This is a genomic window from Streptomyces sp. NPDC050548, from assembly GCF_044457385.1.
Classification (GTDB): domain Bacteria; phylum Actinomycetota; class Actinomycetes; order Streptomycetales; family Streptomycetaceae; genus Streptomyces.
Window position 1 is genome coordinate 1 of record NZ_JBITGV010000025.1, and the last position, 21,915, is coordinate 21,915.

At 71.3% G+C, this 21,915-nt stretch carries 16 protein-coding genes and 1 pseudogene; 11 read left to right on the plus strand and 6 right to left on the minus strand.

Going from position 1 to position 21,915, the window contains the following annotated elements; translation table 11 throughout:
• From ACIBJH_RS42855 to ACIBJH_RS42870, 4 genes and pseudogenes are all read right to left on the minus strand, one after another.
• Window positions 1–98 (minus strand): annotated as a pseudogene (locus ACIBJH_RS42855) (sulfate adenylyltransferase small subunit); the annotation flags it as partial.
• 5 nt (window positions 99–103) lie between these two features.
• Entirely contained in the window at window positions 104–655 is a 552-nt protein-coding gene (gene cysC, locus ACIBJH_RS42860) for an adenylyl-sulfate kinase (RefSeq protein ID WP_399122376.1), read from the minus strand.
• A gap of 130 nt (window positions 656–785) precedes the next feature.
• Window positions 786–1,610, minus strand: a complete 825-nt coding sequence (locus ACIBJH_RS42865) for a PaaX family transcriptional regulator C-terminal domain-containing protein (RefSeq protein WP_399122377.1) — start codon at window positions 1,608–1,610, stop codon at window positions 786–788.
• Between the two features lie 123 nt (window positions 1,611–1,733).
• Entirely contained in the window at window positions 1,734–1,928 is a 195-nt protein-coding gene (locus tag ACIBJH_RS42870; protein WP_262064304.1) for a DUF5999 family protein, read from the minus strand.
• A gap of 253 nt (window positions 1,929–2,181) precedes the next feature.
• On the opposite strand from ACIBJH_RS42870, the gene ACIBJH_RS42875 reads away from it, so the two are divergent.
• A complete protein-coding gene (locus tag ACIBJH_RS42875; protein WP_399122378.1) occupies window positions 2,182–2,613 on the plus strand; it encodes a DUF6299 family protein in 432 nt (143 codons plus the stop codon).
• Window positions 2,614–2,673: 60 nt separating this feature from the next.
• Here the strand turns inward: ACIBJH_RS42875 and ACIBJH_RS42880 are convergent, their stop codons facing one another.
• Window positions 2,674–3,828, minus strand: a complete 1,155-nt coding sequence (locus ACIBJH_RS42880) for a hypothetical protein (RefSeq protein ID WP_399122379.1) — start codon at window positions 3,826–3,828, stop codon at window positions 2,674–2,676.
• Between the two features lie 229 nt (window positions 3,829–4,057).
• Between ACIBJH_RS42880 and ACIBJH_RS42885 the strand changes: the two genes are divergently transcribed.
• Window positions 4,058–7,402 carry a right-handed parallel beta-helix repeat-containing protein gene (locus ACIBJH_RS42885; protein WP_399122380.1) on the plus strand — a complete coding sequence of 1,115 codons (3,345 nt, stop codon included), beginning with the start codon at window positions 4,058–4,060 and terminating at the stop codon, window positions 7,400–7,402.
• A complete protein-coding gene (locus ACIBJH_RS42890) occupies window positions 7,399–8,661 on the plus strand; it encodes a S8 family serine peptidase (protein WP_399122381.1) in 1,263 nt (420 codons plus the stop codon). Before ACIBJH_RS42885 ends, ACIBJH_RS42890 begins: the two co-directional genes overlap by 4 nt.
• Window positions 8,662–8,972: 311 nt before the next feature.
• Here the strand turns inward: ACIBJH_RS42890 and eccCa are convergent, their stop codons facing one another.
• Window positions 8,973–12,914 (minus strand): type VII secretion protein EccCa, encoded by a 3,942-nt coding sequence (gene eccCa, locus ACIBJH_RS42895; RefSeq protein WP_399122474.1) that lies wholly within the window; start codon window positions 12,912–12,914, stop codon window positions 8,973–8,975.
• 354 nt (window positions 12,915–13,268) lie between these two features.
• Here eccCa and eccD point away from each other — a divergent pair, with 354 nt between their 5' ends.
• From eccD to ACIBJH_RS42935, 8 genes are all read left to right on the plus strand, one after another.
• Entirely contained in the window at window positions 13,269–14,669 is a 1,401-nt protein-coding gene (eccD, locus tag ACIBJH_RS42900; protein ID WP_399122382.1) for a type VII secretion integral membrane protein EccD, read from the plus strand.
• Window positions 14,670–14,867: 198 nt separating this feature from the next.
• On the plus strand, window positions 14,868–16,448 hold the full coding sequence (eccB, locus tag ACIBJH_RS42905) for a type VII secretion protein EccB (protein ID WP_399122383.1): 1,581 nt from the start codon (window positions 14,868–14,870) through the stop codon (window positions 16,446–16,448).
• A gap of 221 nt (window positions 16,449–16,669) precedes the next feature.
• A complete protein-coding gene (locus tag ACIBJH_RS42910; protein WP_200717421.1) occupies window positions 16,670–17,008 on the plus strand; it encodes a hypothetical protein in 339 nt (112 codons plus the stop codon).
• Between the two features lie 46 nt (window positions 17,009–17,054).
• Window positions 17,055–17,378: a WXG100 family type VII secretion target gene (locus ACIBJH_RS42915; protein WP_043678268.1), complete on the plus strand. Its 324-nt coding sequence runs from the start codon at window positions 17,055–17,057 to the stop codon at window positions 17,376–17,378.
• 115 nt (window positions 17,379–17,493) lie between these two features.
• On the plus strand, window positions 17,494–17,940 hold the full coding sequence (locus tag ACIBJH_RS42920; protein ID WP_399122384.1) for a type VII secretion system-associated protein: 447 nt from the start codon (window positions 17,494–17,496) through the stop codon (window positions 17,938–17,940).
• Between the two features lie 135 nt (window positions 17,941–18,075).
• Entirely contained in the window at window positions 18,076–21,084 is a 3,009-nt protein-coding gene (locus ACIBJH_RS42925) for an AAWKG family protein (protein ID WP_399122385.1), read from the plus strand.
• Window positions 21,081–21,530 carry a YbaB/EbfC family nucleoid-associated protein gene (locus ACIBJH_RS42930; protein WP_399122387.1) on the plus strand — a complete coding sequence of 150 codons (450 nt, stop codon included), beginning with the start codon at window positions 21,081–21,083 and terminating at the stop codon, window positions 21,528–21,530. The genes ACIBJH_RS42925 and ACIBJH_RS42930 overlap by 4 nt, the downstream gene beginning before the upstream one ends.
• Before the next feature lie 7 nt (window positions 21,531–21,537).
• Window positions 21,538–21,897 carry a hypothetical protein gene (locus tag ACIBJH_RS42935; RefSeq protein ID WP_399122389.1) on the plus strand — a complete coding sequence of 120 codons (360 nt, stop codon included), beginning with the start codon at window positions 21,538–21,540 and terminating at the stop codon, window positions 21,895–21,897.
• The last annotated feature ends 18 nt before the right edge of the window (window positions 21,898–21,915 follow it).

The window sequence follows — 21,915 nt, forward strand, 5'->3', positions numbered from 1 at the left end:
CCGCCGGAGAAGAGGATCACCGGCCGCTCGAACTCACCCGCCACCTCACGGAAGATGTGCACCGCCTCGGACTCCAGAGCGTCCAGATGCGAGAGCGAGAAGGTCACAGCAGCCCCCGCTCGGCCAGCACCGCGTACACCGCGTCCGCCGACTCCCGCGGGCTCTGCGTCTGCGTCGCCAGCGTGAGCGCCGGGTCGGTGGGCGGCTCGTACGGGTCGTCGACGCCGGTCAGACCGGTCAGCGCGCCCGCGGCCTGGCGGGCGTAGAGGCCCTTCACGTCGCGCTCGCTGCACACCTCCACCGGGGTCGCGACATGCACCTCGATGTACGGCGTCCCGCTCGCCTCGTGCCGTTTGCGGACGGCCTCGCGGCTGTCGGCGTAGGGGGCGATGACCGGGACGACGGAGAGCACGCCGTTGCGGGCGAGGACCTCGGAGACGAGGCCGATGCGCTGCACATTGGTGTTGCGGTCCTCGCGGGAGAAGCCGAGGCCGGCCGAGAGGAAGCGGCGCACCTCGTCGCCGTCGAGGACCTCCACGCGACGCCCTTCGGCTCTCAGCCGGTCGCTCAGGTGCTGGGCGATCGTCGTCTTGCCCGCACTCGGCAGTCCGGTGAGCCAGACGGTGGCTCCCTGAGCCCTTGCCGTGGTGGTCATGCGCAACAGTCCTCTTTCTTACCCGACGAGCGACGTCGTCGAAGGCTAGGTAAGAACTCTGAGAGGACCTGTTAAAGAGGCTGAGGTTTAGCTGAGTGACTGGTGGTGCGCAAGAGATCACTGCGCTTCGTCATGAACTGTTCATGATGCCCGCGAACACCGCCCCCGCGTCCCGGAGTCGTGCGTGCAGTCCCCGGAACACCTCGGCCGAGCGGGCGCCCGGCCAGTCCCGGGGGAGCAGGCCGGCGGGGAGGCCGGGGTCGACGTAGGGGAGGTGGCGCCAGGAGTCCAGGGCGAGGAGGTAGTCGCGGTAGGCCTCCTCGGGCGGGGTGTCCGCGCGCCGCTCCCAGTCGGCCAGCACGCGCGCGTGGCGGTCGAGGAACGCCTCGTGCTCCTTGGCGATCGCGGTCAGGTCCCACCAGCGGGCCACGGCGTCGGCGGTCGCCGCGAAGCCGAGGTGCTCGCCGCGGAAGAAGTCCACGTACGGGTCGAGTCGCAGCCGCCCGAGGATGTGCCGGGTCTCCTCGTACAGGCGGGCGGGCGCGATCCACACGCCCGGGGCGGCGGTGCCGAAGCCGAGGCCGGACAGCCGGGAGCGCAGGATGTGCCGCTTCTGCCGTTCGGACTCGGGGACGGAGAACACCGCGAGCACCCAGCCCTCGTCGTCCGAGGGGTCGGCCGCGTAGATGCGCCGGTCGCCGTCGTCGAGCAACTGCCGTGCCTCGGGCGAGAGTTCGTAGCCGGCGGCGCCCTGGGCGGTACGGGCGGGCAGCAGCAGCCCGCGCCGTTTGAGCCGGGACACCGACGAGCGCACCGAAGGCGCGTCGACGCCGGCGGCGGCCAGGAGCCGGATCAGTTCCGCGACCGGAACCGGGCCGGGCACGAAGCGGCCGTACGCGCCGTAGAGCGTGACGATGAGAGACCGTGGAGCATGCTGGTCGGACACGTTGATCATCTTAGGTCGTCAGCATCGCTGCTGGTCACCTCGGGTACGCAAGCTCAACCTTCACGGTTCGAAGATCACCGTGGGCGGCGCGTCCATGAAGACGATCACGCGGGAATGATCAGGTGGGAACGGTCAGGCGGCGACGGCGAGTTGGCCGGCCGGTACCCGGTGCGGGGCGACGATCCGGCCGTCGGGGAGCAGCAGGCCGCTGTCGTCGAAGACGATCGCGCCGTCGCACAGCAGCGTCCAGCCCTGCTCGGGGTGGGCGGAGACGACGTGCACGGTGTCGGTGTCGGTCACGGGGCACGAGGACTGGTGGGAACACATGGCGTACCTCCACGTCGGATGCGATCCGTTCCGGCGGCTCCTTCGCCGCCCGCATCGCATATACAGACCATCCTCCCGTCGCGAACTCATCGGAACAGGCTGCTGTGAAGCGTGACAACACGCGGACAACACTCGGACGGTTCCACGACGCTCGGTGCGGACTCGCCACCGAAGGAGTGACGATCACGGGAGTTGGGCCGCTCGACCGGTACCAGTGGACACCTCTGCTTCGGATACTTCAGGAGGTATTCCCATGTCCCTGCGTTCCGCCCTCGGTTCGGCGGCCGGTGCCGCGCTGCTGCTGGTCGCCGCCGCCCCCGCCGCGACCGCGTCCGCCGGCCCCTACGAGACGGTGACGGTCGACCCCACGGGCAGCATCGCCCCGGACGGCACCGTCACCCTTTCCGGCACCTACCGCTGTCTCGGCAACTCGGGCCCGGCCTTCGTCAGTTCCTCCGTCTCCCAGGGCGACTCCGCGGTCCGGCACGGCATCGGCGGCACCCGGGCGGTCTGCGACGGCACGGAGCACAGCTGGGAGAACTCGGGCAAGCCGTCGTCCGACCCGCTGAACCCGGGCCCGGCCCAGGTCGAGGCCACGGTGATGGAACTGTCCCCCCAGGGCGGTCTGCCGCTGCCCCGCTTCCACGCGGTGCAGCACCAGGACATCACCCTGACCGAGAGCTGAGTTCCGCGACTTCGGCCCGCCGACCTCAAGGGCGGCGGGCCGAAAGGGAGTTCAGGTCGCTCAGTGCTGGGTGTTGCTCGCCCAGATCGCGGTCGAGCCGCCCGAGTAGATCACCATGTTGCCGTCGCCCTGGAGCCGCAGGATCGAGCCGTCGTGGCCGCCGGTCTGGCTGGCCCAGACGGGCTGGTTGCTGGCGGTGTAGACGACGAGGTTGCCGTCCGCCTGGAAGACCGCGTGGTAGTTGGAACCGAAGGTCATGGTGGCCCAACGGGGCTTGTTGTTCTCGTCGTACAGCACGAAGTTGCCGTCGGTCTGCATGCGCAGCCGCGCCTTCTTCGCGTTGATGGACTGGCCCGCGCTCAGCACCCGGGTGGCCGTGACGAGGACGTCCGACGGATAGCTCGACGTCGTGGTGGAACCCGAAGTCCCCGACTTCGTACCGGACTTGGTCGTGGTGGACTTCTTCGTCGGCTTCGCCGCCGCGGCCGGCTTCTTCGTCTTCACGGTCGTCGGCCCGCTCACCGGCTGCGCGACGCTCGTCTTCCCCGGCGAGGACTTGTGCGGTTGGGCGATCTTCGGTGTGCCGGACTGCGCCGGAGCGGACGGGTCGGACGAGGCGTACGCCCCGGTGCCCTGCGTCGCGCCGTCGCCGAGGATCGTGCCCGCCTGGTCGGCGACGACCCGGTCATGGTTCTCCGGCGTTCGGTCCCCCCGGCTCATCAGCAGCCCCGGTACGGCGATCAGCAGCGCGCCGAGCACCGCCGCACCGGCCAGCAGCGGGCGGCCCGGGCGGCCGACCGACGCGGCGGCCGTGTCGCCGGGGGTGGGTCCGTCCCCCTCGGGGGCGCTCGCGGCCACCGCCACGGCGGGTGCCTCGGGCTCGGCGGCCTCCTGCCGCGCAGGTCCGGCGGCAGCGGACTCCGGGCCGGCCGGCCCGTCGGGTTCCGCCGTGCCGCGGCCGGCACCGGCGAGCGCCTCGGTCTCCGCGGCCGAGGTCGCGGGAGCGCTCAGCTCCGCCGCGACGGATTCCGCGGAGACCGTCCCGGCCGAACTGACGGCCCCTGAGCGGGACTTGGGTGTCGCACTCGCTGTGCTCGTCGCCGCGGATTCTTCGGTGGCCGAGGTCGACGCGGTGGCGGTCTCCCCGGCCGGGGTGGCCGCTGCCGAGGTCTCTGCCGCTGTCTTCCTCGCGGTCGGTCCGGTTCGGTCTGTCATCCGCCCTGTCCGCCCCAATCGCCCAACAGTTCGTCATACGCGTGTATGGACAATCCTTTCACGCGCATACACGCGCGGGTGTCAACAGCGGTTCCTTTCCCGGGAGTTAACAATCGTCACGCACAAGCTCCGGCGCTGGTACGGCTGTTGCGCGACGGCACATAATTTGCCGTACGGCATGATGGGGTTGGCCGCAACCGACAGGTGCCGACACGAGGAGGTCAGCTGAGTGCGCCAGGTACTGACGGTCTGTCCGGAGGGCACCGGGGACGCCCGGACGATCGGAGAGGCCCTGGCCAGGGCGCGTGGAGGCGCGGTGCTGAGTGTGCGCCCGGGGACGTACGAGGAGAATCTCGTCGTCACCACCCGGGTGACCATCGTCGCCGAACAGGCGCGCGGCACCGTCCGGTTGGCACCGCGCAAGGGCATCGTGATCTCGCTGCGCGTGGACGCGGTGATGCTGACCGACCTGGTGGTCCAGGGCCACGACGAGGAACAGCCCGCCGTGGACGCCTCGCACGGGCAGGTCGCGATGCAGGGCTGCGATCTGTCCGGCGCCTCGTGGACGACCGTACTGGCCCGCAACTCCGGCTCGTTGGCGATGCGCGAGTGCCGGGTCTCCAACCGCACCGGCGCCGGAGTCGTCGTCACCTCGCCGACCGAGAGCTCGCTGGAGTCCTGCACCCTCGAACACCTCGGCACCAGCGGTGTGGTGATCGGCGAGCGCGGCCGGGCCACCCTGCGCGGCTGCACGATCCGGGACGCGCGCGGCAACGGCGTGCTCGCCAACGGCGACGCGCAGGGCTCCGTAGAAGACTGTGATCTGGCCTCGACGGACAAGCCCTCACTGGCACTTGAGGAGCGCAGCGCGATCCGGGTGCTGCGGACCGTGGTCCGCGACACCTCCATCGGGGTGCATGTGACCAGCTCCGCCCGCTGCGAGCTGGAGGAGGTGCGGGTCACCGGGTCCAGCGGCCCCGGCATCATCGTCTCGCACGGCAGCGACCCGGTGCTGCGCCGCTGCCGCACCGCCCGCACCACGGGCAACGGCCTTCTGGTGACGGACCGTTCGCGCGGCACCTACGAGGACTGCTGGCTGACCGGCGCCCAGACGGCGGCGCTGCGGGTGGCCGGTGCCTCCTCGCCGACGCTGACCTCGCTGACCGTCCGGGACGGTGAGTCCGACGGCGTCCTGCTCGAAGAGGACGCGGCGGCCGAGCTGGAGCGCGTGGAGATCATCGACGTCAAGGGCGCCGGTGTGGTGATCCGCGGCAACGCCAACCCGCTGGTGCGGCGGGCCCGCATCACCGGCGCGGGCGGCTCCGGTGTCTCCGTGCGCGACGGCGGACGCGGCCGGGTCGAGGACTGCACGGTGGAGGCACCCGGCGGCGCGGGCGCGGAGGTCGCGGCGGGCGGCAACGTCTACCTCGCCGGATTCCGGGTCAACAACCCCGGCGGCGCGGGTCTGGAGATCGGCGGCGAGGGCACGGCCGCGCTCCGCGACGGCGAGCTGGTCTCGGCCGGCGGCTGCGGTGTACTCGTGGACACCGGCGGCGAGTTGACGGCCAACCGGGTGCGGACCGCGGCTTCCGCCGAACACGGCTTCCTGGTCCGCGACGGCGGCCGGGCCTCCCTGAACGGCTGCGAGGCGGCCGGCAACGAGCGCGACGGCATCCGCGTCGAGTCGGAGGCGCCGGTCTCGGTCGTGGGCTGCACGGTCCGCGACAACAAGGGCGGCGGCCTCGTCCAGGCCAAGGCGGGCGGCCGGCTCGCGGTGGAGAACCTCACCAGCACCGGCAACGAGGCCCGCGACGCCTGGGGCTTCGGCGAAGCCGAGGGCACCGACCCGGCGGGCACCGTACCGGAGTCGGAGGGCCCCGGACGCCCCGACGGACCGATGGCCGCGCTGGAGGGCCTGATCGGCCTCGACAACGTCAAGGAACAGGTCCGCACCCTCGTCAACCTCACCCAGCTCGCCGCCCGCCGCGCCCAACTCGGCATGTCCGCACCGCCGATGAGCCGCCACCTGGTCTTCGCGGGCCCGCCCGGCACCGGCAAGACCACCGTGGCCCGCCTCTACGGCACGATCCTCGCGGAGTTGGGCGCCCTGCGCTCCGGACACCTCGTCGAGGTCTCCCGCGCCGACCTGGTCGCCCAGGTCATCGGCGGTACCGCCATCAAGACCACCGAGGCCTTCGAACGGGCCCTGGGCGGCGTCCTGTTCGTCGACGAGGCGTACACCCTCACCTCCGACTCCCGTGGTTCCGGGGCCGACTTCGGGCGCGAGGCCGTCGACACGCTGCTGAAGCTGATGGAGGACCACCGCGAGGACGTGGTCGTCGTCGCGGCCGGCTACTCCGACGAGATGCGCAGCTTCCTCGGCTCCAACCCCGGTCTGGCGTCCCGCTTCTCGCGCACCGTCGAGTTCGAGAACTACTCCGTGCCCGAGCTGGTGGAGATCATGGAGAGCATGTGCGTACGCCACCAGTACGCGCTCGCCGACGAGACCCGCCACGCGCTCGCGGTCCACTTCGAGCGCATACCGAAGGACGCCGGGTTCGGCAACGGCCGTGCCGCACGGCAGGTGTTCGAGGAGATGGTGGACCGCCAGGCCGTACGGCTCTCCGCGCTCACCGACGTCACCGAACAGGACCTCTCGCTGCTGCTGCCGCAGGACATCAGCGAAGAGGCGGCCCGTACCGCCGCCGACGGCCCGAACGCCGTCGACCCCGGCGACGACGCGCTCAGCAGGCTGGACGCGCTGGTCGGACTGCACGCCGTCAAGCGGGACGTCACCGACCTCGTCAACCTGGTCTCCACCGCCAAGCAGCGCGAGGCCGCCGGACTCCCGGTGCCCCGCCTCAGCCACCACCTCGTCTTCACCGGCCCGCCCGGCACCGGCAAGACCACCGTGGCCCGCCTCTACGGCGAACTCCTCGCCTCGCTGGGCGTGTTGCCGCGCGGCCAGCTCGTCGAGGTGTCCCGCGCCGACCTCGTCGGCCGATACGTGGGCCACACCGCGCAGTTGACCCGGGAGGTCTTCGAACGGGCCCTGGGCGGCGTCCTGTTCGTCGACGAGGCGTACACCCTCACCCCGCGCGAGGCCTCCGGCTCCGACTTCGGCCGGGAGGCCGTGGACACGCTGCTGAAGCTGATGGAGGACCACCGGGACAAGGTGGTCGTCATCGTCGCCGGCTACACCCAGGAGATGGAGACCTTCCTCGCCTCCAACCCGGGCCTGTCGTCCCGGTTCTCGCGCCGGGTGGAGTTCGCCGACTACTCCTCCGACGAGCTGGTCACCATCGTCCGCGAGCACGCCGTACAGCTCGGCTACGAGTGCGCGGCCGGACTTGGACCGGTCCTGCGGCAGTACTTCGACGCGCTGCCCCGCGACCGGTCCTTCGGCAACGCGCGCACCGCCCGTCAGATCCTGGAGCGGATGATGACCCGACAGGCGGGCCGGCTCAGCAGACTGGCCGTCCCCAGCCTCGACGACCTGCGCCTCCTCCTCCCGGAGGACCTCGCCGACCCGACGGCCACCTCTCCCTCCTCCAGCGGCGCGGCCCACGCATGACGACGACACACGGCAAGATCTCCGCCGCCGCTCTGGCGCTGCTGCTGACCGCTTCCGCGAGCGCGCTCGGCACCGGGTCCGCCGCGGCGGCCGGGAACACGGTCCAACTCCCCGTACTGGCAACGCGGTTGGACGCCGACGCGGCCTGTACGGCGGGCTCGGCCGTCCGTGCCACCGACGTGCCGTGGGAACAGGTCTCGCTGCAACTCACCCGGACCTGGCCGTTCGCCTCGGGCGCCGGAGTGACCGTCGGCGTGGTCGACACCGGCGTCTCGGCCTCCGCCCCCGCCCTCAAGGGCCGGGTCACGGCGGTCGGCGACGCCGGGACCGACTGTGTGGGACACGGCACCTTCGTGGCCGGGCTGGTCGGCGCCGCCGTAGCGGACGGGGTGCGGTTCGCGGGCGTGGCGCAGCAGGCGCGCATCCTCGCGGTGCGGGGCAGCGACGCGCGCGGGGCGGTCACCGCGGAGCGGGTCGCGGACGGCATCAGGGCCGCCGTGGACGGCGGGGCGAAGGTGGTGACGGTGTCGGCGGCGCTCGCGGCCAACACCCCCACGCTGCGCTCGGCCGTCGCGCTCGCGGCGAAGAAGGACGTCCTGGTGATCGCCGCCGCCGTACCGGACACCCCGGCGACGGCGACCTCGGCGACGGACAGCCCGCCCGCCCGGAACTACTACCCGGCCGCCGACGACGGTGTCCTCTCCGTCCTCGACGTGGACGTGGACGGCAAGCGGCCGACCGGCGCGTACACGACTGACAGCGCGGCGATCGCCGCGCCCGGTGACGGAGTTGTCGGCATCGGCCCGAAGAAGGCCGGCCACTACATCGGCTCGGGCGCGTCACTGGCCGCCGGGTTCGTGGCGGGGGCGGCGGCGCTGGTGCGCTCCGTCCACCCGGACCTGACGGCCGCGCAGACCGCGACCCTGCTGCGCGGCTCCGCGTACCCGGCCGACGTGCCACGCCTCGACCCGTACGCGGCGGTCACGTCGGTCCTGACCGACGCCACCACACCCCCGCAAGGTGACTCCGCCTCCCCGGTCCACCTCCCGGCCGACAAGGCCGCCGGACCGCTCCGCCGTGCCCTGTGGCCCGCTTCGGCCGGCCTCGCCGTGATCATCGCGGTGGTGTGGCTGGGGCTGGTGCTGCCTCGGGGGCGGCGCTTGGGGTGGAAGCCGTCTGTCCGGACGGAGGGTGCAGAGAACACGGTTGCCGTGGAACCGGCGGTCCCGGCGGGCGCGGGCACGCCACTGGAAGGTTGAGCCCTTCGGCGGTGCCGGACCGGTCAGTGGGCATCTGCGGGCCGGTGGGGGCTGGTCGCGCAGTTCCCCGCGCCCCTGGGGGGGGTGGGGCTTGGGCAGTCTTGAGGTGTGGGGCGGCCGAGCACCCGGCCCGATGTACCCGCGCATGCCCAACGCCCCGCGCCGACTCAGCCGTAGCCCCTGCGGCCCACGGGCACCCCTGCCGACTCGGATCCGTACGGCGGCCCCCCGAAACACCAACCGCCCCAACCCACTACGGCCCCCGGGACGAGTCACCCCGCCCCAGGAGCCGTAGCACGGCGGCCAGTTGTCTACGCTTCCTCCTCCGCCCCCGCAGCCAGTGCCGTCTGGATGAGTGACGGCTTGCGGCGGACGATGTGGAGGGCTCGGCCCGGGGGGAGTACCCGGGGTTTGACGTTGCCGAAGACGTAGCCCTCGGACGGGGAGCAGGACATCAGGATGCCGGGGGTGTTGACCTCGTCGAGGCGGCGCAGGAGCTGGTCGTTCAGGCCGCGGCCCGCGCCGGTCGCCGAGCGGGCGACCACCACGTGCAGGCCCAACTCGTGGCCGAGCGCGAGGTGTTCGAAGAGCGGGGCGAAGGGGTGGTCCATGACCGTGCCGCCGCCGATCATGTCGTAGTCGTCGACGAGGACGAACAGGCGGGGGCCCGTCCACCAGTCGGCCTGCCGCATGCGGGCCGGGGTGATCTCCTGGCCCGGGACGCGGGTGCGCAGGGCCTTCGCCGAGCCGCCGACCAGTTGCTTGAGGGCCTCCAGGGCGACCGCGTGACCGAGGCGGTACTCCTCGGGGACCGCGTCGACCAGGCCGCGGCGGTAGTCCACGACCAGGATGCGGGCCTCGGCGGGGGAGTAGCGGGCGACGACCGAGTCCGCGACCAGGCGCAGCAGGTTGGTCTTGCCGCTCTCCGTGTCGCCGACGGCGACCAGGTGCGGGGTGCGGGAGAAGTCGTGCCAGACGGTGCCGAGGGTCTCCTCGTCCTGGCCGAGCGCCAGCTTGAGGCTCTGGCCGTCGCCGAGTTCGGGCTCGGACAGTTCGGCCGCGGGCAGCCGGTGCGGGAGCATCCGGACCTGCGGGGCGCGCGGCCCGTGCCAGGCGCTCGCGATCCGGTCCACCAGGTCCGCGACGCCCTCGCTGAGCGTCTCGGGGTCGGTGGAACCGTCGCCGCGGGGCAGCGCGGACAGGAAGTGGAGTTTCGTCTCGACGGTCAGACCCCGGCCGGGGATCTGCGGCACCGCGCTCGCCTTGCGGATGTCCACGACGGAGTCCATCGTGTCGCCGAGCCGCAGCTCCAGCCGGGTCGCGGACTGGTCGCGGACCGGGGCGGTGAGTTCCAGCCAGCGGGCGGTCGCGACGATCAGGTGGATGCCGTAGTTGAGGCCGCTGGTGGCGATCTGGTTGAACGTGGGGATGTACTGGTCGAAGTTCTGCCGGACCGCCGACCAGCCGTCGATCACCAGGAAGATGTCGCCGTGCGGTTCGTCGGGGAACTCCCCGGCCGCACGCCGGCGCCGGTAGGTGGACATCGAGTCGATGCCGTTGTCGAGGAAGAACTGCTCGCGCTGGGTGAGGACGGCGGTGACCTCGGCGACCGTACGGCTGATCCGCTCGGTGTCGAGGCGGGCCGCGACCCCGCCGACGTGCGGCAGACCGGTGAGCTGGGAGAGCGTGCCGCCGCCGAAGTCCAGGCAGTAGAACTGCACTTCGCGCGGGGTGTGGGTGAGCGCGAGCGCCATGATGAGGCTGCGCAGCACCGTCGACTTGCCGCTCTGCGAACCGCCCGCGACGGCGACATGGCCGCCCGCCCCGGCGAGATCCACGACGAGCGGGTCACGGCGCTGGTCGAACGGCTTGTCGACCAGGCCGACCGGGACACGGAGTTTCCCGGCGCCCGTCCAGCGGGACGCGGTGAGACCGCGGTCCGGGTCCTCGGCGAGACCGCCGAGCAGCGTGTCGAGCGGGGACGCGGTGTCCAGCGGCGGCAGCCACACGCGGTGCGCGGGCGGCCCGGAGTCGCGCAGCCGGTCGAGGGCCACCGCGAGCAGGCTCTCGGCGGCCTCCTCCGCCTCGGGCTCCGGGGCCGCGATCGCGGCCGGCGCCGGAGCGCGCGGCACGATGTACCCGGTCGACCAGGGCACCACCTGCGTGGCGACCCGGGCCTGCGCGACGGCACCGCCGCGCCTGCGGTACGGGCCGGAGACGTAGGCGGCGCGGAACCGGGTCAGGGCCTCGATGCCGCTCTTCAGGTAGCCGCTGCCCGGCTGGGACGGCAACTCGTACGCGTCGGGCACGCCGAGGACACCCCGGGACTCCATCGCGGAGAAGGTGCGCAGACCGATCCGGTACGACAGGTGCGACTCCAGCTGGTGCATACGGCCCTCGTCCAGACGCTGCGAGGCCAGCAGCAGATGCACGCCGAGGGACCGGCCGAGGCGGCCGATCATCACGAACAGCTCCATGAACTCCCGGTGCGAGGCGAGGAGTTCGCTGAACTCGTCGACGACGACGAACAGGCTGGGCAGCGGGGCGAGATCGGCGCCGCCGGCCCGCGCCTTCTCGTACTCCAGTGCCGAGGTGTAGTTGCCGGCCGACCTCAACAGCTCCTGGCGGCGGATGAGTTCACCGTGCAGGGCGTCCTGCATGCGCTCCACCAGGGCGGCCTCGTCGGCGAGGTTGGTGATGACGGCGGAGGTGTGCGGGAGTTCGTCGAGACCGAGGAAGGTCGCGCCGCCCTTGAAGTCGACGAGGACGAAGTTGAGGGTCTCGGAGGAGTTGGTGAGCGCGAGACCGAGGACGAGGGTGCGCAGCAGCTCGGACTTGCCGGAACCGGTCGCGCCGATCAGCATCCCGTGCGGGCCCATGCCGCCCTGCGCGGACTCCTTGATGTCCAGCTCCACGGGCCGCCCGTCCGCGCCGACGGCGACCGGGACGCGCAGCCGGGCGGAGCCGGTGTGCCGCCGCCAGATCGTGTCGGGGTCGAGCCGGTGCAGGTCGGCGATACCGAGCAGGGTCGTCAACTCGGTGTCGTTCGACAGCGGTTCGACCGCGTCTGAGGACAGACTCATCCGGTACGGCGCGATCAGCCGGGCCAGCGACTCGGCGGCCACCGGACCCACCCGGTCGGGGCGGCCCAGGACCGTGGTCTGCTCCTTGCGGCTGCGGTCGGTGCGCACCAGCGCGACCGCGTCCGGGGTCACGTCCAGGCGCAGCGTGGTGCGGCCGGGCCGCCAGGTGAGCGAGTCGGAGAGGTCGAGGACGATCGCGTTGCGGTAGCCGGGCCCGTCGAAACGGTGGCCGGACGGGATGCCCGCGCCGTCCACCACGACCACCACCAGCGGCTCGTCACGGCCGGGCACCGCGTCGGGGTCGAACGCGGGCCGCTCGGAGAACTCACTGCCGAGCTGGTCCTCCAGATCGGTGAAGGCGGAGGCCACCATGCGCAACGGCCCCGCGCCGTCCGTCTCCTGGGGGTGGTGGTTGTGCGGCAGCCACTTCACCCACTCCCACTCCGCGCGCACCTCGTCGGCGGCGCAGACCGCGATCCACAGCTCCTCCGGCGGGTGGAACAGGGCCAGTTGGGCCAGCGCGGCGCGCAGCATCCCGCGGGACGCGTCCCGGTCGCCGCGGACCAACACCCTTGACCAGGAACGGAGATACAGCGCGATGGGCTGGCCGGGAACGGTGCTGTAGGCGCGGATGAAACGGCGCAGCGCGTGCGCGCACAGCGGTTCCAGGTCCTCAACGGGCTTGCTGGAGACGGGAGTCAGCCGCATGGCGAGCTGCTGGTCGCCGACCGCGATCCGCACCTCGCCGAAGTCGTCGTCCTTCACCCGGCGTTCCCACAGCCGCGTGGTGCGGACCATGGTGCGCAGCACCCGGGGCTCGGGATGCCGCCAGGCCAGCGCGAGCTGCTGCTCGATCACGGCCCGCTGCACGGTACGCCGGCTCTGCGCCAAGTAGCGCAGATAGTCCCGGCGTTCACCGCGCAGCCGCTGCTTGCGGTCGCCCGCCTTGCGCATGACCTGACCGACCATCATCGCGCCGGCGGCCATCACCATCATGCCGAGCGCGAGATACATGAAGATGCCGTTGGACTGACCGCCCGACCGCATGAACATCATCATCATCGAGACCGACATCATCGCCATCGGCAGATACGTCCACACCGCGGAGGTGTCCGGGACGATCTCCATGAGAGTCGGCGGCTCCTGGAGGACCAACTCGCCGGCGGGCATGTCGGGTCCGCGACGGCGGGCCGGGCGACGGAACAGGACCACGCTCAACGCTTGGGGCTCCTAACGGACTTCGCGCACCGCGGCGGTACGTGGGGGGCGTGCACCGGATCAGGACTCGGCGATGCACGGTGGAGGACGCCGTCAACGTCGTTCGTGGGGGCTTCAGTTGACACGCGTCGTAGGGAGTGTCAGTAGTGTGCACCCCGTCAACTCTGTACGTCCATGTCACCCCCGCACCACCAGCGCTCTATTCCCCCCACCCTGCTCTCCCCCACCCAGCCACCCTGTTCTCCCCCACCCCGCACGCCGCGCCGCGTGCCCCCGTTTCGATGTCCAGGAGACGTGAGCCCCGGTATGACCGACACTTCCGTGACCGGCCTGTGCCATCTGACCGTGCGGGCACCGGCCCGCACCATCGACCTCGCCGTGCCGTCCGACGTGCCCGTGGCGGACCTGCTGCCCACGGTGCTGCGGTACGCGGGCGAGGAGGCCGAGGAGACCGGTCTCGAACACGACGGCTGGATACTCCAGCGCCTCGGCGGCCGGCCGCTCGACGAGGAGGCGACCCTCGCCTCCCTCGAACTGACCGACGGCGAGGCGCTCCATCTCCGCCCGCGCACCGAGGCGTTGCCCGAAGTACGCCTCGACGACCTGGTCGACGGCATCGCCGCCGTCACCCGGGACCGGCTGCACGGCTGGAGTCCGGAGGCGGCCCGCCGGCTGCTGCGCGGCCTGCTCGCGCTGGCGGTGCTGACCGGTCTCGTCCTGCTCGCCCTGCCGGGCGCCCCGGCGTCCCTGCGCGCGGCGACCGCCGTGGGAACGGGCCTGTTGCTGCTGGCCGGGGCCGCGTCGGCGAGCCGGGCGGTGGACGATCCGGCGACCGGTGCGGTCCTGGGTCTGCTGGCGTCCCCGGCGCTCGCGCTCGCGGGCTGGCTGGTGCCGGGCGGTGAGCTGAGCGGTCCGCAGGCCCACCAGGTGCTGGGGGCACGGCTGTTGGGGGCGGCGGCGGCCTGGGCGGGCGGCGCGGTGCTGGCCCTCGCGGCCTCCGCGACCCGCACCCCGCTGTTCCTGGCCTCGGCACTGGTCGCGCTCGCCGCGGCGACCGGCGGCGCCCTGATGACGGTGTTCGACGTACGGCCGGCCGCCGCGGCCGGGGTGATCGCCGCGCTGACGGTGCTGCTCGGGGGCCTGGTGCCCTCGCTGTCGTTCAAGTTCGCCGGGATGCGGATGCCCCCGCTGCCGACCACCCCGGAACAGTTGCAGGAGGGCATCGAGCCCTACCGGGGCAACGACGTCACGATCCGCACCGAACTCGCCGGCGAGTGGATGACCGCGCTCTACGGCGCGACGGGCGTGCTCTCGTCGGCCTGCCTGGTCGCCCTGGCCCGCCGCCCGAGCCTCCCGGCACTGCTGGTCGCCCTGGTGCTGTCGCTGCTGCTGCTCCTGCACGGCCGGGGCCTGGTCAACACGGCCCAGCGGCTGGTGCTCGTACTCCCGGGCGCGTGGGGCCTGTTGCTCCTCGCGTTCGGCTGGGGCCTGCGCCTGTCCGGCACCGAGCGGACCCTGCTGGTCGCCGGGCTGCTCGCGGTGGCGGCGGCGCTCACGGTCGCGGTGTGGACCGTACCGGGCCGCCGACTGGTCCCGTACTGGGGCCGCGCGGCGGAACTGCTGCACTCCTTGCTGGCGATCGCCCTGCTGCCGCTGGTGCTGTGGCTGCTGGGTGTCTTCGGCACCCTGCGCGGCATCTTCGGCTGACCGGGCGCCTCGGTCCCGTTCACGCGGGTCGGGTCAACCGGCCGCCGTTCCGGGCCGGTTGGAGAACTCCCGGTCCGGTGCACGAGGGCCGGGTGAACCGGCCCTGAATCCGCGGCGGTTCGAGAACCGCCGAACCACGAGCAAGGCCCCGGAACAGCCGGGCGAACACGAAGCAGAACGACCAGCCGGGAGGAAAACGTGCGGTCCAAGCGCGACCAGGTGCAAGCGCACACGTTCATGATGGGCCGCCTGACCTCGGGCATGCTGCTGGCCGACCCGGACGCACCGGAGAGCCCCTTGGGCCGGACCAGCAGAGGCGCGCTGGTCGGGCTGATCGTCGGTGCGCTGGTCTGCGGTGGCGCGCTGGTGTACGGGCTGATCAGGCCGGGCGGCAACGACGCCTGGCGCAGCGGCGACACCCTGATCGTCAACAAGGACACCGGCGCCCGCTACCTGTACGCCGACGGCCGGCTGCGCCCGGTGCGCAACTACGCCTCGGCCGTGCTGATCGGCGGCTCCGACCTGAAGACCACGTCGGTCGGCTCGGCGTCGCTCGCCGGCACCCCCGTCGGCCGGCCCGTCGGCATCACCGGCGCCCCCGACTCCGTACCGTCGACAGGGGAGTTGGAGTCCTCGCCGTGGCAGGTCTGCTCGACGGGCTCCGGCGCGCAGACGACCCTCGTGCCGGGTGCCCCGGTGGAGACGGCCCCGGTCGGCGCGAAGTCGGCGCTGGTGGTGAAGGGCCCGGACAAGCACACCTACCTGGTGTGGCAGGGCAGCCGGCTGGAGCTGGACGAGGACTCGGGCGCGGCGGAGTCCCTCGGCTACGCGTCCGTGACCCCCCGCCCGGTGTCGGCGGCCTTCCTGGACGCCCTGGTCACCGGCCCGGACCTGGCCACCCCGAAGGTCGAGGGCCGCGGCACGGCAGGGCCCGAACTGGGCGGCCGGGCCACCCGGATCGGGCAGGTCTTCCGGGTGGTCGCGGGCTCCGGGAACCAGGAGTACCTCCTGCAGAAGGACGGCCTGCACCCGGTGACGGACACCCAGTCGGCGCTGCTGCTCGGCGATCCGGACACCCGCACCGAGGCCTACGACGGCGGGGCCCCGAACGTCGTCACGATCGACGTCTCCGACCTGCGCGCGCACCAGGCGCCGGGGTCGGCCGGGACGGACCCCTCCGTCGCCGGCCTGCCGGACAGCCCGCCCAGCGCGCTGGCGCTCGCGGCGGGGGAGTCGGTGTGCGCCCAGGTCGACCCGGCCGACGGGCAGGTGCGGGTGACCTCGGTACGGGTCGCCGAGTCCGCGCTGGCCCCGGCGGCGCAGGCCGACCCGACGGCGCTGACCGCGGCCTGCGTGCCGGTGGACCGGGTGGTGGCCCGGCCCGGACACGGCACGCTGGCAAGGGCGTTGGGCGCGGCCGGCGAGACGGTCGGCGACACCACGTTCCTGATCGGCGACGACGGAGTGAAGTACCGCATCCCGGACGCGAACGCGCTCGCCGCCCTCGGCTACGACGGGGCGACCCCGGTCAAGGTGCCGTCCACGCTGCTGGCGATGCTGCCGACCGGGCCGGAGCTGAGCGCACGGGCCGCCGCCTCGGACTCGGGCGGGGCGGCACAGGCGCCGGGCACGGCGGCACAGTGCGGGACCGGTGGGTCCGGCACGGGTGGGACCGGCTCGGGTCCGGCCGCGATCGCCGGGCGGGCCCCGGCGGGCGGTTCGGCGGGGGTCCCGCAGTCGGCCGTGAACCCCAACTCGCTCTCTGCGTCCGGGAACTGACGGATTCACGCCGATCGGGATCGTGTTCACGCCAATCCGGAACAAGTCCAGAACCGGAATCCGCGGAGTCTCGTGTTCCGGTCAAGTTGCCTAGCAGTAAAAGCATGTGACGGGAAGCCGGATGCAACCTCAGATCTTCCTCAGTTCGTTGCGGCCGCAACTACCGCCAATCTAGGCTCAGTTGTACTCGTACTGTAGATCGACTTGCGAAAGGTGGGACGATGGCTGGAGATGGCCAGCAGTCAAGCGAAGGCTCGACCCGGAACGGAATCCAGGCCCTGGAGAGCGCCTTCAGCGGCATCGTGAAGATCCGCCAGGACGTCGACAGCACCCGTTCCGCCCTGGGCAGCGGCTACCAGGGCAGCGACGGCGGCCAGTACGGCCAGCTCCTCGCGCAGTGGGACGGCCAGTGCAACGTCATCCTCAAGAACCTTGAGGACGTCATCGACCGGCTGAACCAGAGCCTCGTGGAACACAACAAGACCCAGGGCTCCTCGAACGACTCCATCAACCAGGCCTACAACGCGGCCCAGTCGGCCTTCGACCAGCTCGCCGGCTGACCTCCCGGTCACGTCCGGTCCCCCCATCGCGTAAGAGAGGCAAGCTGTGGCAGACAACCTGTCCGACGGTGTCATCTACGTCAGCTACAACCACATGTCCAACGCCGCGGACGACATGGTGGCGCAGACCAAGGCGATCGCCCAGACGCTCTCCAGCCTTGAGCAGGAACTCGGCGAGCTGTCCAAGACCTGGTACGGCAACGACGCCGACACCTACCGCCAGAAGCAGGCGGCCTGGGACGGCGCCGTACAGAACATGGAGACGCTGCTCACCTCGCACTCGCAGCTGCTCAACGAGATCTCCAACAGCTACAAGTACAGCGAGAACTCCCTCAGCCAGATGTGGTCCGAGGTCACCATCGGCCGCTGAGCCGGCCGCACCGCACCGACCGGTCTCCTCGCGGTCGGTGCGGGTCCAGGCTCCTTCCCGTTCCGTCGCCGCGCCCGTACGCCAGGCCCGGCGCGTTCCGCCCGCGGAGGCACTCATGGCTGACCTGACCCACCTCGACTCGACCGCGCTGAAGAACTTCAAGAACACCGACGTCGCAGACTTCATCAACGATCTGCTGGCCATCCGCAAGGACAACGCGGGCGTCCGGTCACTGAAGAACCTGATCGCCGAGACCGGTGCCGGCTCCGCCCAGGGCCTCGCCAAGATCCTGCGCATCGGCCTGATGAACGGCGGCGACAGCTCGGACCCGGTCGGCGGGGGCACGCTCGTGGAGGCGCTCAAGACGCAGGCGACCGCGCTGGACAAGATCCTCACCGATCAGAAGACGCTCTTCGACGACATCGACTCCGCGCTCGACGAGACGATCACCAAGCTGCTGAAGACCCAGGGCGACAGCCTCGACTCGATCGACGGCGAGAAACTGCTCGACATCTTCGACACCGTCGACGGCGACATGGGCGGCGGCGACTCGAAGACCTGAGGCCCGTGCGCGGCCCGCCGACTCCCGCCGAGCCCCGAGCCCCGAGCCCCGAGCCCCGAGCCCCGGGCCCCGGGCCGCGCACCCCGCTCCCGCCCTGTCCTCGCCCCCACATTCCCAGCAGCGGAGTTCCGCCCCATGGCCGACAGCACTCCTTCCTCCGGGTCCCCCACCTACGACCCGGACGACTACTTCGCCCAGGCCGTCACCGACTTCACCGGCTATACGATCCCGACCCGGTCGAGCCTGTTCACCAAGCTCAGCAGCTCGAACGACGACTCCTTCGGCAACCTCAAGCTGTTCCGGATGGACATCCAGGGCATGGACATGAGGTCGGTGACCGCGGCCGACTACTCGGCGATCGGCGGCTGGCACGTCAACAGTGGCGAGGACTACGACTTGGCCTTCTACGACGCCGGCGGGGACGGCGCGCACAGCAGCGTGGACATGAAGAAGGCCCGGATCGTGATGATCGGCGTCACCGTCGACGAGAACGGCCGCGCCACGCTCTGGAACGGCGGGGACGTCGTCGGCGGCGGCGCGTTCGAGGGCTCGTACTCGCACGTCCAGTGGGACTCGGGGCCGATGGCCCAGTACATCTCGGGCAGCAAGCTGGTCCTCGACCACATCCTGGCGTCGCCGTACTCGACGCAGGGCTTCTCGTACAGCGGACTGTCGGTCGTCGACGCCAACGCCGTCGACATGCTCTCCTTCGAGACCACCGGGCAGTCCTTCGACCGGGTGGTGCAGTTCTTCAAGGACCACTCGGACATCGTCAACCAGTGGATGACCTCGCTCGGCGAGGACCAGGCGGCCTGGAAGGGCAAGGCGGCCAGCCTCTTCTGGCATCTGCTGGACGAGCTGAAGACCAACTACGACGGCTACGTCTCGCAATTGGGCGGCACCGACTACACGGCGACCAATAGCACCCTCGGCGGCTACGTCCCGAAGTCGAAGCTGAGCGACGCACTGGCCGCCGCGCAACTCGCGCTGAAGAACGCGATCACCACCCTGCAGGCCGCGTGGACCGACTGGGCGTCGGACGGCCAGCACGACCCGCATTACCACGTGAAGAAGATCCTCGACCAGATCAGTCAGTGGGTCATCAACAACAACATCAACCACGTGCTCTCGGAGGACTGGGTCTCCGACGGCGCCAGTGGCACGAGTTACTCCACCGACGCCAACTTCAAGCAGAACGTCCCCGAGTACGGCGACCTCACCCAGAAGACCACCTGGCAGAAGGTCGCCGACGCCGCCGTCAAGAGCTGGTCGGATCACGCGGACTCCAAGCTCAAGCAGCCGTCCATCGACGCGCTCAGCAATGTGAAGAACGCCTGGGCCGATGTCGAGGACGCCTTCGCCCAAGAGGTCAAGAACAAGAACAACGAGACGCTCTCCGAGGTCCTCCAGAAGGAGGAGAACGATATCGCCGAGGACAATGCGAACAAGGCCAACGACAAGCTCAACGACGACCTGAACAACCTCGGGAACAACCTCAACAACCTCGGCGACAACCTGAACAACCTCAACGACAACGTGAACGACAACCTCAACAACCTGGGGGACAACCTCAACAACCTCAACGACGGCCTGAACGACAACCTCAACAACATCGGCGACGGCCTGAATTCGAGCCTCAGCAACCTGAACGACGATCTCGGCAACAGCCTGAACAACGTCGGCAGCGGGCTCGACGACCTCAACAGCAACAGCCTTCTGAACAACGACGGTTCGGGCGGCAACGACCTGAGCAACCTCGCCAACTCCCTGCTGAACGGCCCGTCGCTCCTGAACCCCGGCAACGACCCCACCAAGGACGGCTCGACCACGCTCAACTCCCCGACCGGGGGCACCACCCAGCTCAACGGCGACGGCACGCTCACCACGACGTTCCCGGACGGCTCCACCCAGACCATCGACCCGTCGACCGGCCTGGTCACCACCACCAACCCGGACGGCACCACCTCCGTCTCCCAGCTCAACCCGGGCAGCACCATCACCAACCCGGACGGCTCGACCACCACCCTGAACGACGACGGCACCCTCACCACGAAGTTCCCCGACGGCACCAGCCAGACCCTCGACCCGACCACCGGCCAGGTCAGCACGCTCAACCCGGACGGCACCACCTCGCTGTCGCAGCTCAACCCGACCGCCGGCTCCTTCACCACCCCGGACGGCTCGACGGCCCAGCTCAACGCCGACGGCTCGGTGACCACCCACTTCCCGGACGGCTCCACCGAGACCCTCAACCCGGACACCGGTCAGATCTCCGTCACCGACCCCTCCGGCAACGTCACCACCACGCACCTCAACCCGGGCGACTCCTTCGCCAATCCGGACGGCTCCACCACCACCCTCAACAACGACGGCACGCTCACCACGAAGTTCCCGGACGGCTCCGTCCAGACCCTCAACCCGGACACCGGCGCGCTCACCACCACCGACCCCTCGGGCCACACGACCACCACCGACATCGACGGCACCGGCCTCCCCTCGTCCTCGATCGACACCAGCGGCCTCAACGGCAGCACCATCGACACGAGCGGGCTGAACAACGGCAGCGGCCTCGACACCAGCGGCCTGAACACGACCACGACCGGCCTCAACGGCGGCGGCCTCAACACGACCGGCGGCGGCCTGGATTCGGGCCTCGACAGCGGCTACGACGACTACGACAGCACCCCCTACACCGGCGGCGCGCTGCGCTCCGACGCCCTCGACACCAGCAGCCTCGCCGCCGCCTCCACCGACGCCCAGAGCGCGTCGGCCGGCGGCACCCCCCTCAACCCGATGGGGATGGGCGGCATGGGCGGCATGGGCGGCGGCATGGGAGGCGGAGGCGGCGGGCAGGGCGGCAACACCGAACGCACCCGGGCCGTCCTCACCGACCCGTCCAACACCTCCACCCGGCGCGGCCGGAACACCCGTGCCGCATCCGTGGACGAGGACGAGGACGTCGTGCTGACCCGGCCCACCACCTCCAGCGCCCCGTACCCGGTGGGCGGCCCCGGCACCAACGGCGCCGGACAGAACGGCCGCTCCACGGAGAGCGGCGACCGCGCCCGCGACGCGTGGCTCACCGAGGACGAGGACGTCTGGGGCACGGACGAGGGCGGTTCGCCGGCGGTGATCGGCCGATGAGCGGCGAGTCGATCGAGCAGAAGCTGGCCAAGGCGGTGGCCGAACTGGAGGCCACCGAGGCCGCGGTGGCCCGCGCCGAGAGCGAACTCGCCCACGCCGAGAGCACGGTGCGCTCCGCGGACCGCGCCGTCGAGGTGACCGTCAGCGCACAGGGCGACCTGCGCGCGCTGACCTTCCTGGACGACAAGTACCGCACCATGCCCGCCGGTCAGCTCGCCGCGAGCGTGCTGGAGGCGGTGCAGGAGGCCCGGGCCCGGATGGCCCGCCATGTCATGGCCACCTTCGAGCCCTTCACCAAGGCCAACCCCGAGGCACCCGAGATCGCCGGCTTCGACGTGGACTGGAACAAGATCTTCGGGCCCGGTGTGCTGGAGGGCCCCAAGGCCGGCCGACGGCGCGGGGCCGGCCGGCTCCGCGACGAGATCAGCGAAGACCCGGAGGACTGAGAAGACGATGTCGGAGAACGCCTACTCCGCCAGCCCGGCGGCGCTCATCGTCGGTACCCGGCAGATCGAGCAGATCAGCCGGCTGGCCAACGAGATGATCAGCGAGTTCATCAGCGATGTGTCCTCCACCTCCGGCTGGCCCGGACACGACGACGACTTCGCGAAGCAGATGAAGCCGCAGGAGAAGAAAGAGCGGGAGGGTTCCGTCGACACCGGCTCGTCCCTGTCCGAGGCCATCGTCAGCATCGGCGACGGCACCCTCACCAACCTCAAGAGCGTGGTGGGCACCCAGAACGGCGTACTGGACGCCATCCACGACTCCAGCACGGGCGACACCAACACCGGTTCGCACAACGGAAAGCACTGACGCGGCGGACCGCCCCTG

Excerpts from the sequence above, each read along its gene's own strand:
- eccCa (WP_399122474.1), bottom strand. The coding sequence starts at position 12,914 with ATGCCCGCCGGCGAGTTGGTCCTCCAGGAGCCGCCGACTCTCATGGAG.
- ACIBJH_RS42930 (WP_399122387.1), top strand. The coding sequence starts at position 21,081 with ATGAGCGGCGAGTCGATCGAGCAGAAGCTGGCCAAGGCGGTGGCCGAA.
- ACIBJH_RS42920 (WP_399122384.1), top strand. The coding sequence starts at position 17,494 with ATGGCTGACCTGACCCACCTCGACTCGACCGCGCTGAAGAACTTCAAG.
- ACIBJH_RS42870 (WP_262064304.1), bottom strand. The coding sequence starts at position 1,928 with ATGTGTTCCCACCAGTCCTCGTGCCCCGTGACCGACACCGACACCGTG.
- ACIBJH_RS42890 (WP_399122381.1), top strand. The coding sequence starts at position 7,399 with ATGACGACGACACACGGCAAGATCTCCGCCGCCGCTCTGGCGCTGCTG.
- cysC (WP_399122376.1), bottom strand. The coding sequence starts at position 655 with ATGACCACCACGGCAAGGGCTCAGGGAGCCACCGTCTGGCTCACCGGA.
- ACIBJH_RS42880 (WP_399122379.1), bottom strand. The coding sequence starts at position 3,828 with ATGACAGACCGAACCGGACCGACCGCGAGGAAGACAGCGGCAGAGACC.
- ACIBJH_RS42875 (WP_399122378.1), top strand. The coding sequence starts at position 2,182 with ATGTCCCTGCGTTCCGCCCTCGGTTCGGCGGCCGGTGCCGCGCTGCTG.
- ACIBJH_RS42935 (WP_399122389.1), top strand. The coding sequence starts at position 21,538 with ATGTCGGAGAACGCCTACTCCGCCAGCCCGGCGGCGCTCATCGTCGGT.
- ACIBJH_RS42865 (WP_399122377.1), bottom strand. The coding sequence starts at position 1,610 with ATGATCAACGTGTCCGACCAGCATGCTCCACGGTCTCTCATCGTCACG.
- ACIBJH_RS42925 (WP_399122385.1), top strand. The coding sequence starts at position 18,076 with ATGGCCGACAGCACTCCTTCCTCCGGGTCCCCCACCTACGACCCGGAC.
- eccD (WP_399122382.1), top strand. The coding sequence starts at position 13,269 with ATGACCGACACTTCCGTGACCGGCCTGTGCCATCTGACCGTGCGGGCA.
- ACIBJH_RS42910 (WP_200717421.1), top strand. The coding sequence starts at position 16,670 with ATGGCTGGAGATGGCCAGCAGTCAAGCGAAGGCTCGACCCGGAACGGA.